This is a genomic window from Nocardia aegles (assembly GCF_052545135.1).
In genome coordinates this window covers 1-15,222 of sequence record NZ_JBQWRI010000010.1, presented here as the reverse complement: position 1 = coordinate 15,222, position 15,222 = coordinate 1, and the positions used below count along the sequence as shown (strand labels likewise).

Here is a 15,222-nt window from a genome sequence, read left to right as displayed (position 1 = left end):
CTGGATTGCAAAGCAGCGGCTCCGTCTTGGAATTTCCGGAATTCGAGGTATTCTTGCCTCGGGTAATCGGCCTAGTATGCGGGTCGCACGATTTCGAGAGGACGTTCATCTCATGGCAAAGAAGGTCACCGTTAGCCTGATCGACGATGTCGACGGTGAGTCCATCGCAGACGAGACCATCGAGTTTGCGATCGACGGTGTGTCGTACGAGATCGATCTGTCGTCGGCAAATGCGGCGAAGCTGCGCGACGGTTTGGAAGAGTGGGTTTCGAATGCGCGCCGGGTCAGCGGTCGGCGCCGGGTCAAGGCCGCCGCGGCTGCCACGGGCGCTCCGAAGAGCCGCGTCTCGATCGATCGGGAACAAAGCGCCGCAATTCGTGAGTGGGCGCGCCGTAATGGGCACAAGGTGTCCGCGCGGGGCCGCATCTCCGCCGACATCACCGACGCGTACAACAAGGCCGCGAAGGGATAGTTCTTTTTTTCGGGCCGCCGTCCCGGCGAATCGTGCGACGTCGGGCGGCGGTCTTGTTTGTGATCGGGCTTCGATAGCGCAGCGAGACCGGATCGCATGGTGGCCGGTCACAGCGGATGAATCGATCTTGCTCGTGGTACCCGTACGCGGCACCATGGAAACGTGCGACGGTCACTGGCGGTATGGAGAGGTGAGGTATCGGCGCAGTGACAGGATTCGTCGGATCATTCTTGCGGTTCACCGATGACGCCGGTCGGCAGCAGGAGTTCACGCTCACACCCGATCGCGGACGCGTCACGATCGGCCGCTCCCCGCATGCCGATCTCGCCCTGAGCTGGGACGCCGAGGTTTCCCGGCTGCACGCGGCGGTCGAATATCTGGGTGCGCACTGGACCATCGTGGACGATGGCCTCTCCCGCAACGGTACTTTCGTCAACGGAGACCGGCTGGTGGGCCGCCGCAGATTGATGGCAGGCGACGTCATCCGGGTCGGCACCTCTCGGGTGTCCTTTCACGACTTCGGCGGCGTGACCGACGACATCACCCGCACCTCCACCGGCTCGATACCCACCGCTCGGTCGCTCACCGAAACGCAGCGCTCGGTCCTGATCGCGCTGTGCCGCCCGTACAAGCACGGCGCGGGTTTCGCCACGCCCGCGTCCAATCAGCAGATCGCCGAGGAACTGTTCCTCAGCGTCGACGCGATCAAGACCCATCTGCGCGCGTTGTTCGCCAAGTTCGGGGTGGAGGATCTGCCGCAGAACCAGAAGCGAGTGCGGCTGGCTGGACTGGCCATGCAGAGTGGGCTCATCTCCGACCGGGATCTGTGAGACGTCCGCCGTAGCCGGTCGCGCAGCCGGTCGCGATTCTCGGCTATGGAGCGTCAGGGCGGCGGCGGGGGAGGGCCTCCGCCGCGGCGGAGGCGCCGGGCCGGATATCCGCGGGCGGGCACCCGGCGCCGCACCCGTCGGGCGCGTCGATCTTCGGTCAGAGCTGGTTTCCGCAACGACCCGCCGGAATCTGCGCCGTCTGGGCCACTCCGTGCGGTAGCTTCCCCGCAAGACGAGTCCGGACCGGGAGGCTATCGTGCGGCGTGTCCCAGGCTTTTCGTTGTTCATCGTTCTGTTCGCCGCGGTGTGCGCCACCGCGGGCGCGGCACACGCGCAGGATCGATATCCGGTCGAGTTCAACTTCTTCGCGGGTGTTCCCGCCGAGATATCCCATCCGGGCGGTTCGCTGCCCGGCACCAACGACTGGTCCTGCCGGCCGAACTCCGAGCATCCGAACCCCGTGGTCCTCGTACACGGCACGGGTGGTGGCGCGCAGACGAATTGGGGCGTGTATGCGCCGTTGCTGGCCAACGAGGGCTACTGCGTCTACGCGGCCACGTTCGGCGCCTACGACCTGCCGTGGCCCGCGTCGGCCATCGGGGGCATGCTCCCGATCGAACAGAGCTCCGACCAGCTCGCCGGTTTCGTGGACCGGGTACGCGCCGCGACCGGCGCGCGCAAGGTCGATCTCGTCGGCCATTCCCAGGGCAACTTCATCGGCAACTACTTCGTCAAACGGCTCGGGGGCGCGGGCAAGGTGGACAAAATGGTCGCTCTGGCTCCGCCGTGGCTGGGTTCGAACGCGTACGGCATGGCGGACCTGAACGCCTTCGGCACGCACCTCGGCCTCGGACCGGTCTTCGACGCCGTGGCCGGCTCGCCGTGCAATGCCTGCCGTGAGGTACTGCAAGGGTCGGAGTTCGTGCGCGCGCTCAACGCGGACGGCGTCTATCACCCCGACGTGACCTACACCAACATCGCGACCGCCCTGGACGAGCTGGTGGTGCCCTATACCTCCGGCCTGGTCAGCGGTCCCCATGTGACCAACATCGTGGTTCAGGACGGCTGCTCGACGGACTACTCTGGGCATACGGGCATAGCGGGCAGCAAAAGGGCCGCGACGTACGTGCTCAACGCGCTCGATCCTGCTCATCAACGCCCCGTGCCCTGCGGTTTCGTCGACCCGTACACCGGGTAGGCAGCCGAGGTCGTGCGTGTGCGGCGTGCTCCGGCCGGCGGACGGTTTGTTCGCTCAGGGCAAAACCCGGCCGGAAACGAATCCCGCGCCACCCACGTTATGAGTGAATGACCGTGCTGTCGCCGGTCGGCAATAGGGTGGACCGGCGGCGGTGGCATCCCCCGCCAACTAGAGTGGAGGCGGGGGCCGCAACCCCCGGGCTTCATGGCAGGCTGACGCCCACGGTTGTTGTACACAGCACACTGCGGCGTCTGTTGCCAGAATGTCGGAGCAGGAGAGTGAGGGAGCGATGTTCGAGAGGTTCACCGACCGCGCGAGGCGTGTCGTTGTCCTGGCCCAGGAAGAGGCCCGGATGCTCAACCACAACTACATCGGCACCGAGCACATCCTGCTGGGGCTGATTCACGAGGGTGAGGGCGTCGCGGCCAAGTCGCTGGAGTCGCTCGGCATTTCGCTGGAAGGCGTGCGGAGCCAGGTGGAGGAGATCATCGGCCAGGGCCAGCAGGCCCCGTCCGGTCACATCCCGTTCACCCCGCGCGCCAAGAAGGTGCTGGAGCTGAGCCTTCGCGAAGCGCTGCAGCTCGGTCACAACTACATCGGCACCGAGCACATCCTGCTCGGCCTCATTCGTGAGGGCGAGGGCGTGGCGGCGCAGGTGCTGGTGAAGCTGGGCGCCGATCTCAACCGTGTGCGCCAGCAGGTCATCCAGTTGCTGTCCGGGTACCAGGGCAAGGAGCCGGTCGAATCCGGTTCGCGCGGTGAGGCGGGCACCCCGTCCACCTCGCTGGTGCTCGACCAGTTCGGTCGCAACCTGACCCAGGCCGCGCTCGAAGGCAAGCTGGACCCGGTCATCGGCCGCTCGAAGGAAATCGAGCGGGTCATGCAGGTGCTCAGCCGCCGTACCAAGAACAACCCGGTGCTGATCGGCGAGCCCGGCGTCGGCAAGACCGCCGTCGTCGAGGGGCTCGCGCAGGCCATCGTCAACGGCGAGGTCCCCGAGACGCTGAAGGACAAGCAGCTCTACACCCTCGACCTGGGCTCCCTGGTCGCGGGCAGCCGCTACCGCGGTGACTTCGAAGAGCGCCTGAAGAAGGTGCTCAAGGAGATCAACACCCGCGGCGACATCATCCTGTTCATCGACGAGCTGCACACGCTGGTCGGTGCGGGCGCCGCCGAGGGCGCAATCGACGCGGCCTCGATCCTGAAGCCGAAGCTGGCCCGCGGCGAGTTGCAGACCATCGGCGCGACCACCCTCGACGAGTACCGCAAGTACATCGAGAAGGACGCCGCCCTGGAGCGCCGGTTCCAGCCGGTGCAGGTGGGCGAGCCGACCGTCGAGCACACCATCAACATCCTCAAGGGTCTACGCGACCGCTACGAGGCGCACCACCGGGTCTCCATTACCGATGGCGCGCTGGTGGCCGCCGCCACCCTGGCCGACCGCTACATCAACGACCGGTTCCTGCCGGACAAGGCGATCGACCTGATCGACGAGGCGGGCGCGCGGATGCGCATCCGTCGCATGACCGCTCCGCCGGACCTGCGCGAGTTCGACGACAAGATCGCCGAGGCGCGCCGGGAGAAGGAGTCCGCGATCGACGCGCAGGACTTCGAGAAGGCCGCACGGCTGCGCGACAAGGAGAAGCAACTCGTCGCCAAGCGGGCCGAGCGGGAGAAGCAGTGGCGATCGGGTGATCTGGATGTCGTGGCCGAGGTCGACGACGAGCAGATCGCCGAGGTGCTGGCGAACTGGACCGGTATCCCGGTATTCAAGCTCACCGAGGAGGAGACCACCCGTCTGCTCCGTATGGAGGACGAGCTGCACAAGCGGATCATCGGCCAGGAGGACGCGGTCAAGGCGGTCTCCAAGGCCATCCGCCGCACTCGTGCCGGTCTGAAGGACCCGAAGCGTCCGTCCGGCTCGTTCATCTTCGCCGGCCCGTCCGGCGTCGGTAAGACCGAGCTGTCCAAGGCGCTGGCGAACTTCCTGTTCGGCGACGACGACGCGCTCATCCAGATCGACATGGGCGAGTTCCACGACCGCTTCACCGCTTCGCGGCTGTTCGGTGCCCCTCCGGGCTACGTCGGCTACGAGGAGGGCGGCCAGCTCACCGAGAAGGTGCGCCGCAAGCCGTTCTCGGTCGTGCTGTTCGACGAGATCGAGAAGGCCCACCAGGAGATCTACAACACCCTGTTGCAGGTCCTGGAGGACGGCCGCCTGACCGACGGCCAGGGCCGGACCGTGGACTTCAAGAACACGGTGCTGATCTTCACCTCGAACCTCGGCACCTCGGACATCTCGAAGGCCGTCGGGCTGGGCTTCTCGCAGTCGAACAACGAGGGCTCGAACTACGAGCGGATGAAGCTCAAGGTCAACGACGAGCTGAAGAAGCACTTCCGGCCGGAGTTCCTCAACCGCATCGACGACGTGATCGTCTTCCACCAGCTCACCAACGAGCAGATCGTGCAGATGGTGGACCTGATGATCGGCCGCGTCGCTACGCAGTTGAAGAACAAGGACATGGCGATCGAGCTCACCCCGAACGCCAAGAACCTGCTGGCCAAGCGTGGCTTCGATCCCGTGCTCGGTGCCCGGCCGCTGCGCCGCACCATCCAGCGCGAGATCGAGGACCAGCTGTCGGAGAAGATCCTCTTCGGCGAGATCGGGCCGGGCCAGAGCATCTCCGTGGATGTCGAGGGCTGGGACGGTGAGGGCTCCGGCGAGGACGCCAAGTTCACCTTCACCGGTAAGGCGAAGCTGACCAAGGCCGCGGGCGAGGAGAAGCCCGAAGTCGTGCTGACCGGTGCGACGGAAGGCTCCACCGAGGCCGCGTCGGGCGAGTAAGTCACAACCGAAAAGCCCGTGCCCACCGTGGGCACGGGCTTTTCGCATGCTGGTGTGACTTTTCGGCGGTCGTCCCCACTGCCTCGGGTCGAGTGAAAATAGTCATGATGAAAGACCGAGCCGAAAGGCAAGCCGGTGGCATCGGTCGCGCGTCGGCACTCGGAATATGCTCGGATACGGATGCCCAGAGCGTGCAAGGGACTGCCCGCAATGATTTACCGGTTATTTGCTATACGGTCGTGGGTCGGTAAATTTCAGTTCGCTGAAAAATTGCTGTCTGTTGACATTGAGGAAGATGGGCCGTGCGCCACTATGTGTCGCGCCGCGCCAGGAGGACGCATTTCGGTCTCGACTCCGGCTGTGCCCTGGTCCGGGCGACAGTGGCGGGACGAAGAACGCCCAAAAGGGAGCGGGCTGCTTGTTTGCCGGGCCGTCCGACCGCGAATCAGTGCATTCCGCGGGTTTGCTCGTTGACTGGTCGCCTTCCTGCGGTCGATATTTGAACGCGAGGCCGGGGTTGTTCGCTTCCGGTTCCTTCGCGGTGCGGCGAGGTCGTCCGGCTCTGGTGGGCAGCGATAGGCGAGCGGCGCACAGCCGGCCGGGGCGGTGCGGGGCGGTGCGGGGCCGGCCCAGGTTGCTCGGTCGATCGGCCGAATCGGCGGTTCGGTCCGGTGTGGTTCGCGACTGGGGCTCGCTCGGTCCGGTGGCGCTCGACGTGTCCGTGGCTGCCGAGCTCGATGTCCCGGCACCCTGCGGCGAAATTCGATCCCGCGGGACTCGGCGCCGGCGCGTTCGATGTAGGGCCGGTCTACTCAGTTTCTCTCGCTGTCGTGACGCTGCGTATCGGCATGCTCGTCGTCGCGGCGTCCTGGACCGGGGCTTGGGATACCGCGTTTTTCCGGCTCGGCGCTTCGGCTTTCCCGGTGCTTCGGGTCTGCACTCCCGGTGATGCCGAGCCCTCCTGGGCCGCGGCTGTCCGCATGGGTAGCCGGGCCGCTACCCGGAACCCGCCGCTGGGGCGCGGGCCCGCGGTGAGAGCGCCGCCAAGGGCATGGGTGCGCTCGCGCATGCCGATGATGCCGTTGCCGCCGCCGTTTCCGGAGCGCGATGTGGCGCTGGTCGGGCGGCTGTTGTCGACGGTGATGTCGACCGAGTCCGGGGTGTAGCGCACGGTCACCGTGGCATCGGCGCCGGGCGCGTGGCGGAGCACGTTGGTCAGCGACTCCTGGATGATTCGCGCCGCCGCCGCGTCGATGAGGCTGGGCAACTGCTGCGGGGTGCCGAGCACTCGGGTGGTGACGGTCAGTCCGGTGCTGCGCGGGCGCTGCAACAGGTCGTCCAAGTCGCCGATGCTCGGCGCCGGGGTGCGGGGGGCGGGCGGCGGCTCGGCTTCGGTCGCCGCGCCGGTCTCCTCCGCCTCAGCCGTGGGCGATTGCTCGCTGTGCGCGGCGGGTGCGCTTCCGGACCGGATCGTGTGCCGTTGCGCGTGTACCTCGGCGAGGGCGTCGCGGCTGGCGTTCTTGATCGCCGTGAGCGCTGTCTCCGCCTGTTCTGGGCGCTTGTCGAGCAGCTCCAGCGCCACCGAGGACTGCACGTTGATCATCGACAGACTGTGCGCGAGCACGTCGTGCAGTTCGCGCGCGGCGGCGAGACGTTCTTCGCCGACCCGGTGCTCACGCTGCGCTTCCTCGTCCCGCCGCGTGGCCTCGGCGAGCTGCCCGCGCGCGATGAGCAAGGCCTTGCGCTGCCGGATGCCCTCCGCCACCAGCAGCAGCACGGCCGCCCACGCCAGCAGCGCGAACACCTGCCACAGATTCGCGGGGCGGTCGAGCAGTGCGGGCAGCGGCCAGACCAGCGCCAGATACCCGACTGGGACGAGCGGGTAAGTCCACCACCGTGATCCGGTGCTCGCGGCGGTCAGAAAGGCGACCACCAGTGCGACGACGATCGGGCCGTACCCGTAGCCCCGCAGGAAGTACGCCACGCACACGGCGAGGACGACGATCAGCACGGGCAGCGGCTGCGCGCGCCGCCAGATCAGCGCCACCGGACCGGCCAGCAACAGCAGGTAATCGAGCGCGTCGAGGGAGTGCACTCCGGTCTGCCGTATGTTCGCGAAAGTGCCTCCGACCAACTGAATCGCGGCGACGACGAGCGCGACGCCCCAATCCCAGCCGACCGAACTCCGATCTGTCATCCCTGCCACCCGCACCCACGTAGCCTATGCGCCCGGTCGTGATCAGACGTCCGCATGGGAACGTATTTCGTCGCTGTCCCACGAGGGGCCCGGTTTCCATCCCTGCCTTTCCGGCTGAGAAAGCCTGTGCGCTCGCCGAATATCAGGCTCCGGGCGGTCGGAGGTCGAGGAGGCGCGTGGGCAGCGAGTACAGCTGGGGCACCTGAAAAACCGTTCTCACTCAGGGCCTTTCGTGGGCGGTGGTGAATCTCGCGGCCCTGGTGGTCGAGCTGGGGTGCACGGTATTCGGCGTCGAATCTCGGTCGCGGCGCTGATCGCGGCGTCCCGATCGCAGGCGCTCGCCCGGCCGCGCTGGATCGGTCGCTGCTCGGGAAACCTGACGGGTGTAGCCATTCTCGGTATGTGGACTCTGGCGGGTCGCCGATCGGCGCGATCGCCCGTGGGCCCACGCTCGTGGTGGGCTCGGCGGATTCGACTGCCGCGCAACGGGTTTACCGCCGCAGCGCGCGGTGCGCCGTGCGCTGCGGCAACCCGATCGGCGAACTGTTGGGCCGAGACGCGTCGGCCGGGGTAGGTTCGTGCTGAATCGTGAAACGATCATCGGCGAAAGGACCGTGATGCCCACACGTACCGCGCGTACCGCCTGGACCGGAACCCTGCAGGAGGGTTCGGGCCAGGTCGAACTGACCAGTTCGGGGGTCGGTAAGTACGACGTGTCGTTCCCCAAGCGTTCCGCCGAGGAGGCCGACGGCACCACCAGCCCGGAGGAACTGATCGCGGCCGCGCACTCCTCCTGCTACGCGATGGCGCTGTCGGCGCAGATCGGCAACGCGGGCGGCAACCCGGAGAGCCTGGACGTCACCGCCGACGTGACCCTCGGCCCCGATCCGGCGGGCGGCTTCCGGATCACCGGGATCAAGCTGACCGTCCGCGGTCGGGTCTCCGGCATCGACGCCGACGCCTTCCACGCCGCCGCCGAGGCCGCCAAGGCGGGCTGCCCCGTCAGCAAGGCCCTCGCCGGCGTCGACCACATCACCCTCGACGCCGCTCTCGCGTAGTTCGCTCGTTTCGTGCCTCGCGCCGTGGACAGGCGCGGGGCACGAGACAGCGCGGGCGGGCCCCGCACGATCGCCACGGCACCACCCGCGACCGACGCACGAACGCGACCGGTCGAGCGGGGTGGACGCGCAGCTATGCGGGCCAGAGGGAAAAGGCTGTTCCGGTCACGACCGACACCGCCTCGCTGCTTCCGGACGCGAATCACCCAGCGGTGGCGGCCGCAACCGGTACCCGAGTATCGGTGCGGGTCGCGAACTCGGTGAGCGCGGCGAAGCCGAGAGCCAGACCGGCCCACAGGGTCGCGGTCTCGGCCAGCGACGCCACCCGGAACTGCCACAGCAGAGTGGCCGGGAAATCCGAGCTCACCTCGTTCACGCCGGGTAGCAGGAGGTAGCCGAGTGCGGTGACCAGCACGAACGCGGCGACGCCACCGATCAGCCGGAACGTGGGCAGTTGCTTGCGTAGCGCAGTGAACACCGCCACCGCCGCACCGACCGCCACGACGCCGAGCGCGACCGCGGCAAGCCACAGCAGGGTGCGCTCGTCGATGGTGTCCGCGTCCCCCACCGCCGGTGGGTTGGCCGGGTACTTGAAGAACGGCACCGCGACGATCGCGGCCCACCCTGCCACACCGAGCGTCAGCGCGAGCCGTGGCCCGGACAGCGTGGTGTAGCGCCGCGCGAAGTGCGCGACCGAGGCGTAGATGGCGCCGAGCGCGAGACCGGCCAACCCGAGGGCGAGAAACTGTCCGAACTTCTGGCCGCCGCGGCTCACCAGCGGCTCTTCCTCGTCACCGTGGGAATGCCCGCCGGGCGATTCGGCGTGCTCGCCGTGCGAGTGCCCGTCTGCGGATTCGGCGTGTTCGCTGTGTGCTTTCTCGATGGCGATGGCCGCCTCCACCTTGGGTTCGCCGACGAAGTAACCGACTGTGGCGGCCAGCAGTCCGGCGATCAGACCGGCCAGCAGGCCGCGCAACAGCAGGGTTCGGAGCGGACCGATCAGTGGCACGGAAGCCCCAGCAGGTGGCGTCCGTCGTGCATCAGCTCGTGCAGGTACATCCCGCTGCGCGAGATGACGCCCTGGTCGAAACCGACCAGGTACAGCGTGAGCAGTGCGAGTAGAACGACACCGACCGTGACGAGCACGGTGGCCAGGGAATCGGTTGCCCGGCTGGGTGAATGCGCGATGGCCATTCGAGTCCTCCTTGGGATACGCGTCCCGTCGGGTGGTGGCGCGACGGTGCCGGTGTCTGGCTTTCCGGCACCGGACTCGGTGCGTGGAACACAGTGGCGCGACCGCTCCGGTATCTCACCGGAATTACCGCATCACCCTCGCGTTTGTCCTTCGAACTGTGACACCCGCGTACCCTCGGCGTCAACCGGGTCCGGCACGGGCGAACCACGGCGTCGGGCGAGTCGCCGGGCGGGCGGACCCGCCCGGCGACTCGGGCTCGGACTCAGTTCGCGGGCTTCGCGTCCACGTCGAGCACGACCTCGAACTCGAGCAGCGAGGCACCCGTCGAGACCGGCTTCTGGCGCTCGCCCGCGTGCGCCTCGCGCGCCGGTCCGTCCCGCCAGGCCGCGAAGGACTCTTCCGAATCCCATTGGGTGACTACGAAGTACCGCTTCTCCCCGGCCACCGGCCGCAGGAGCTGGAAGCCGAGGAAACCTGGGGAGTTCTCGACCGCGTGCGCACGGTGGGCGAACCGCTTCTCCAACTCGGGACCCGCGCCCTCGGGAACCTCGATCGCGTTGATCTTCACAACAGCCATGTATCCAAGCTAGCCGCTGTCGCCGAGCAGATGCTCGGGGCCTCGTATTCCTCGTATTGTCGAACCGATGTTGCACGACGAAGGCGGAGCCGGCGCGCCGATCCTGCTGTTGCACGGGCTGATGGGCAGCGCGCGCACCTGGCGCGATCAACTGGACTGGTTGCGCGAGCACGGCCACGTCTACACCTACGACGCCGCCGGGCACGGCAGGCCGGCACCCGAGGTACTGACGACCGAGGCTTTCGTCGCGGACCTCCTCGCGGGCACCGCCGCGATCGAAGAGCCGATGGTGGTGATCGGGCATTCGATGGGGGCGCTACACGGCTGGGTGTTCGCCGCGAACCACCCAGACCGGGTACGGGCGCTGGTGATCGAGGACATCGCGCCGGATTTCACCGGCCGCACCGCCGCGCACTGGGCAGCGATGATCGAAGCGTGGCCGCAGCCGTTCCCGGACGACGAAGCCGTGCTGTCCTTCTTCGGGCCGGTCGCCGGACGTTACTTCCTGAACTCTTTCGAGCGCGGGCCGCAGGGATACCGGCTGCACGGCTCGGTCAGCACCTTCCGCGATATCTCCGAGGAGTGGGGGACGCGGGATTTCTGGCAGCACTGGCATGCGGTGCGGGCGCCGGCCCTGCTGCTGGAAGGCGAGCACAGCATCACACCGCCTGGACAGATGCGGCAGATGGCGGACGCCCATCCGGGCGCCGACTACGTTTTGGTGCCCGGTGCGGGCCACCTCGTGCACGACGACCAACCGGAGCGCTACCGAGCGGAGGTCGAGCGCTTCCTACGGCGGGTGCTGGGCAGCTAGAGCAGCTAGGGCAGCAGGGCCGCCTCGGTCAGCCGCCGGCCCCGCCCTCGCCCGCCAGAGCGAACAACCCGTCGGGCGTCTGTTCGATCAAGCCGTCCACCAGCAATGAGTCCAACGCGCGGTCGCGCTGGCCCGGGTCGCGAGTCCAAGCCAGGTCCAGGCGCACCCGCTCCACCGGACCGCTGGCGGCACGCAGGACATCCAACAGCCGACCACGCGCCTGGCGGTCGGTGCCCTCGAATTTCTGGGTGCGGCGAACAATCTCGCTCACCGGCCGTCCGGCGGTGACCCACGCGCAGCTCGGCAGCGGGCAGCGCGAGCAATCGGGAGTGCGGGCGGTACACACGGTCGCACCGAGCTCCATGAGCGCGGCGGAGAACACCGCGGCGCGATCGACCTGCGGCGGCAGCAGCGCTTCGGTGTCGAGGAGGTCCCGCGACGACGGGTTGCCGGCTTCCGCGCGCCCGTGCACTGCTCTGGCAACTACCCGGCGGACGTTCGTGTCCACTACCGGAACCCGTTGTCCGTAGGCGAAACAGGCGACGGCACGCGCGGTGTACGCGCCGATGCCCGGCAAGCCGAGCAGTACCTCCACCTCCGCGGGCACCTCGTCACCGTGCTCGGTCGCCAGCACCCTGGCGCACTCGTGCAGCCGCAGCGCGCGGCGCGGATACCCGAGCTTGCCCCAGGCACGCAGCACTTCCCCTTGCGACGAGGCGGCCATCGCCGAAGGCACCGGCCAGCGCGCCACCCATTCCCGCCAGATCGGCTCGACCCGCACGACCGGAGTTTGCTGCAGCATGATCTCGCTCATCAGGATCTGCCACGCGGTGACGCCGGGGCGGCGCCACGGCAGATCGCGCGCGGTCTCCGCGTACCAGTCCAGCAACGTGCCGGCGTCGATGCCGTTCGCTGCGCCGTTCCACACTGTTCTCACCATCCCAGTCCTACTGCCGCCAGGCGATATTTGCCCGTTCGTAACCGACCGAACTCGCTGGTAACGCGACCGTCCTGCACAATGGTCGGTATGCCGGATTCCAACCCGATCAGTGCCTGGAAGTCCTTGCGTGAAGGCAACGAGCGTTTTGTCAGCGGCGCGCTGCTGCATCCTAGCCAGGGCGCCGCGGACCGGGCCAAGCTCGTCAGCGGCCAGCACCCGCACGCGATCCTGTTCGGTTGCGGTGACTCCCGGGTCGCCGCCGAGTTGATCTTCGACCAGGGCCTCGGTGACATGTTCGTGGTGCGTACCGCGGGCCATGTGGTCGACAGCTCGGTGCTCGGCTCGATCGAGTACGGGGTGCAGGTGCTCAACGTGCCGCTCATCGTAGTGCTCGGGCACGACAGCTGCGGAGCCGTGAAGGCCACCATCGACGCGCTCGACGGCGGCGAGGTGCCCGGCGGGTTCATCCGCAGCGTGGTCGAGCGGGTCGCGCCGTCCATTCTGATCGGGCGGCGCGAAGGCCTGGCTACCGTCGACGAGATGGAGGCCAGGCATGTGGTGGAGACCAGCCGCCTGCTCATGCAGCGCTCGATGATCATCTCGCAGCGGGTCGCGACCGGTGAGTGCGCCATCGCCTGCGTGACCTACAAGCTCGCCGAGGGCAAGGTGCAGTTGCACCGGGTCGTCGGCAACATCGGCGAAGTGGTCTGAGCCGCGGCGCGACCCTGGACGGGCCGGCGTGCCGGCGGAATGTACTCGCCGCCTGCGGGCGCGGGCGGCCGACACGCCGTGCCCCTGAGACGATGCGCCCGACGGTGCCCTTACCGTTGAGGCGTGCTGGAACCGAATGGACCGCTGCCACCGGAGATCTATTGGCGTCGACGCGTGTTCGCCATCGGAATCCTGGTGGTCGCCCTGGCGCTGGTGATCTGGGTCGTGCTCGCGGTCGTACGCGGCGGTGACTCGCCCGGTGACGCCGCTGCCGCCGGGACCAGCTCGGTCGTGACCAAGTCCGCCGACGCGGCGGCCAAGCCGTCGGGCGAGTCCGGCGCGCCGAAGTCCTCCGCGGCGGCTACCAGCGTCGCGGCCGGCCCGTGCCCGGACCAATCGCTGGCGATCAAGGTGACCGTCGAGCAGCCCACCTACAAGACGGGCGAGCAGCCGGTGTTCGGGATCGTCATCACCAACATCTCCGCGGTGGCGTGCACCCGCGATATGGGCTCCGGCCTGCAACAGGTGTCGGTGCACACGCTCGACGGCCAGCGGCGCCTGTGGTCGAGCACCGACTGCTATCCGGACGGTCAGCCCGACGTCCGCACGATGAGCCGCGGTGAGCAGGCGGCGTTCACGGTGACCTGGTCGGGCACTACGTCCCAGCCCGGCTGCGCGGGCGAACGCGTCCAAGTCCCACCGGGCGCCTACAGCGTGGTGGCGCAATTGGGTTCGGTACGCAGCATGGCCGAGCCGTTCAATATCGCTTGAGCTGTGCTGGACCGGCCGCGCCTTGGCGCGGCGTGTTCGCGGCCCTCTGGTGGCTCGAAAGACGTAGGTGCGGTGCGCTGGGCGCGTGGGTCGGTAGATGCCGACACGAAGTCCAACTTTGCGCGAGGGTTGATCGAGTCAGCCGGCGGCTTCTTCGGGTGCGGCGCGTAGTTTGCGCAGGCCCGCTATGCGGATGGCGGAGCGGAGGTCGGTGACCTCGTGGATCTTCATGGTGCTTTTCACCGGGGCGAGGCCGGGGGGTACCAGGGCGGTGGTGAAGCCGAGGCGTTCGGCTTCGGCCAATCTGCGGTTCAGGCCGGTCACTTTCCGGACCTCACCGGCGAGTCCGACCTCGCCGAGGATCACCCAGCCCGGGGGGATCGCAACGTCGGACTCGGCGCTTGCGATGGCGAGCGCGATGGCCAGGTCGGCGGACGGCTCGACCAGGCGCATGCCGCCGACCGTCGCGGCGTACACGTCGCTCTTGCCGAGGAACACCCGGCCTCGGCTCTGCAGGACGGCCAGCACCATGGCGACTCGGTTGTAGTCCAGGCCGCTCACCGCGCGGCGCGGCTGCGGAATCTCGGTCTTCACGGTCAGGCCCTGTACCTCGCCGACCAGGGGACGCTTGCCGTCCATCGCGACGGTCACCGCCGTGCCCGGCACCGAATCCGTCCGGTGGTGCAGGAACAGGCCGGACGGGTCGTCGACGCAGGCGATGCCGTCCTCGTGTAACTCGAAGCAGCCCACCTCGTCGGCGCTGCCGAAGCGGTTCTTGATGCCGCGCACCATGCGCAGCGTGGAATTCTTGTCGCCTTCGAACTGCAGGACCACGTCGACGAGGTGCTCGAGCGTGCGCGGGCCCGCGACGTTGCCGTCCTTGGTGACGTGCCCGACCAGCAGCACCGCGATCCCGCTCGCCTTGGCCAGCGAGGTCAGGGCGGCGGTCACCTCGCGTACCTGGGTGACGCCGCCGATCACGCCGTCCACCTCCGGGGCGAGCATGGTCTGCACCGAGTCGACCACCAGCAGCGTCGGCCGCACCTGCTCGACGTGTCCGAGCACGATCGACAGATCCGATTCCGACGCCAGATAGACCCGGTCGTGGACCGCGCCGGTGCGATCGGCCCGCAGCCGGACCTGCCCCGCCGACTCCTCCGCGGTGACATACAGCGACTTCTCGTCGCGCTGAGCCGCCCAGCGATGCGCCACTTCGAGCAGCAGGGTCGACTTGCCCACCCCAGGCTCACCGGACAGCAGCACCACCGAGCCGGGCACCACGCCGCCGCCGAGCACTCGGTCCAGCTCGGTGACACCCGTCGGCCGCGCTCGGGTGACCTTGGAGTCGATCTGCGAAATCGGCGCGGCCGCGGTACTCGGCAACATCGCCCTGCGCCCCGGAGAACCGACCGCGCCCGCCCCGGCGACTACCTCGTCGACGGTGCCCCAGGCCCCGCATTCGGGGCACTTGCCCACCCATTTGGCGACTTCGTGCGAACAGGCGGAGCAGCGGAAGGTCGGCTTGGTCTTGGCCACAGGGGCACCATAGCTGTGTTCAATTTCCAGCGCCTGCGGCGCTGGGTGTTCGCGGCCCTGTTGTGGCGGGCGGGCCCG

General features: G+C 68.2%; 14 protein-coding genes. 8 read left to right on the top strand and 6 right to left on the bottom strand.

The window, feature by feature from the left end; all coding sequences use genetic code 11:
• Positions 1 to 112 precede the first annotated feature (112 nt).
• The 4 genes from ACT89H_RS23945 (at position 113) to ACT89H_RS23930 (ending at position 5,345) form a co-directional block, all read left to right on the top strand.
• Positions 113 to 472, top strand: a complete 360-nt coding sequence (locus tag ACT89H_RS23945) for a histone-like nucleoid-structuring protein Lsr2 (RefSeq protein WP_445110907.1) — start codon at positions 113 to 115, stop codon at positions 470 to 472.
• A gap of 206 nt (positions 473 to 678) precedes the next feature.
• Positions 679 to 1,302, top strand: a complete 624-nt coding sequence (locus tag ACT89H_RS23940; protein WP_445110906.1) for an FHA domain-containing protein — start codon at positions 679 to 681, stop codon at positions 1,300 to 1,302.
• A 280-nt stretch (positions 1,303 to 1,582) separates the two neighbouring features.
• On the top strand, positions 1,583 to 2,500 hold the full coding sequence (locus ACT89H_RS23935) for an esterase/lipase family protein (protein WP_445110905.1): 918 nt from the start codon (positions 1,583 to 1,585) through the stop codon (positions 2,498 to 2,500).
• Between the two features lie 289 nt (positions 2,501 to 2,789).
• Positions 2,790 to 5,345, top strand: coding sequence for an ATP-dependent Clp protease ATP-binding subunit (locus ACT89H_RS23930; RefSeq protein ID WP_445110904.1), 2,556 nt, complete (start codon positions 2,790 to 2,792; stop codon positions 5,343 to 5,345).
• 808 nt (positions 5,346 to 6,153) lie between these two features.
• Here ACT89H_RS23930 and ACT89H_RS23925 read toward each other — a convergent pair.
• Positions 6,154 to 7,542 (bottom strand): sensor histidine kinase, encoded by a 1,389-nt coding sequence (locus tag ACT89H_RS23925; protein WP_445110903.1) that lies wholly within the window; start codon positions 7,540 to 7,542, stop codon positions 6,154 to 6,156.
• 617 nt (positions 7,543 to 8,159) lie between these two features.
• Here ACT89H_RS23925 and ACT89H_RS23920 point away from each other — a divergent pair.
• Positions 8,160 to 8,600 carry an OsmC family peroxiredoxin gene (locus tag ACT89H_RS23920; protein ID WP_445110902.1) on the top strand — a complete coding sequence of 147 codons (441 nt, stop codon included), beginning with the start codon at positions 8,160 to 8,162 and terminating at the stop codon, positions 8,598 to 8,600.
• Between the two features lie 202 nt (positions 8,601 to 8,802).
• Here the strand turns inward: ACT89H_RS23920 and ACT89H_RS23915 are convergent, their stop codons facing one another.
• From ACT89H_RS23915 to mhuD, 3 genes are all read right to left on the bottom strand, one after another.
• A complete protein-coding gene (locus tag ACT89H_RS23915; protein ID WP_445110901.1) occupies positions 8,803 to 9,609 on the bottom strand; it encodes a CbtA family protein in 807 nt (268 codons plus the stop codon).
• Positions 9,600 to 9,794: a CbtB domain-containing protein gene (locus ACT89H_RS23910; RefSeq protein ID WP_039794710.1), complete on the bottom strand. Its 195-nt coding sequence runs from the start codon at positions 9,792 to 9,794 to the stop codon at positions 9,600 to 9,602. The genes ACT89H_RS23915 and ACT89H_RS23910 overlap by 10 nt, the downstream gene beginning before the upstream one ends.
• Before the next feature lie 263 nt (positions 9,795 to 10,057).
• On the bottom strand, positions 10,058 to 10,372 hold the full coding sequence (gene mhuD / locus ACT89H_RS23905; RefSeq protein WP_039794711.1) for a mycobilin-forming heme oxygenase MhuD: 315 nt from the start codon (positions 10,370 to 10,372) through the stop codon (positions 10,058 to 10,060).
• 67 nt (positions 10,373 to 10,439) lie between these two features.
• On the opposite strand from mhuD, the gene ACT89H_RS23900 reads away from it, so the two are divergent.
• Positions 10,440 to 11,186 (top strand): alpha/beta fold hydrolase, encoded by a 747-nt coding sequence (locus ACT89H_RS23900; protein ID WP_445110900.1) that lies wholly within the window; start codon positions 10,440 to 10,442, stop codon positions 11,184 to 11,186.
• A gap of 28 nt (positions 11,187 to 11,214) precedes the next feature.
• Here the strand turns inward: ACT89H_RS23900 and ACT89H_RS23895 are convergent, their stop codons facing one another.
• The gene (locus ACT89H_RS23895; RefSeq protein ID WP_445110899.1) at positions 11,215 to 12,126 is read right to left on the bottom strand and encodes an HhH-GPD family protein; all 912 of its coding nucleotides are present in this window, start codon (positions 12,124 to 12,126) and stop codon (positions 11,215 to 11,217) included.
• An 87-nt stretch (positions 12,127 to 12,213) separates the two neighbouring features.
• Here ACT89H_RS23895 and ACT89H_RS23890 point away from each other — a divergent pair, with 87 nt between their 5' ends.
• Together ACT89H_RS23890 and ACT89H_RS23885 are read left to right on the top strand one after the other, a co-directional pair.
• Positions 12,214 to 12,837, top strand: coding sequence for a carbonic anhydrase (locus tag ACT89H_RS23890; RefSeq protein WP_445110898.1), 624 nt, complete (start codon positions 12,214 to 12,216; stop codon positions 12,835 to 12,837).
• Between the two features lie 123 nt (positions 12,838 to 12,960).
• Positions 12,961 to 13,608 (top strand): hypothetical protein, encoded by a 648-nt coding sequence (locus tag ACT89H_RS23885; RefSeq protein WP_445110897.1) that lies wholly within the window; start codon positions 12,961 to 12,963, stop codon positions 13,606 to 13,608.
• A 138-nt stretch (positions 13,609 to 13,746) separates the two neighbouring features.
• Here ACT89H_RS23885 and radA read toward each other — a convergent pair whose 3' ends face one another.
• Positions 13,747 to 15,144, bottom strand: coding sequence for a DNA repair protein RadA (gene radA / locus ACT89H_RS23880; RefSeq protein ID WP_445110896.1), 1,398 nt, complete (start codon positions 15,142 to 15,144; stop codon positions 13,747 to 13,749).
• Positions 15,145 to 15,222: the final 78 nt, after the last annotated feature.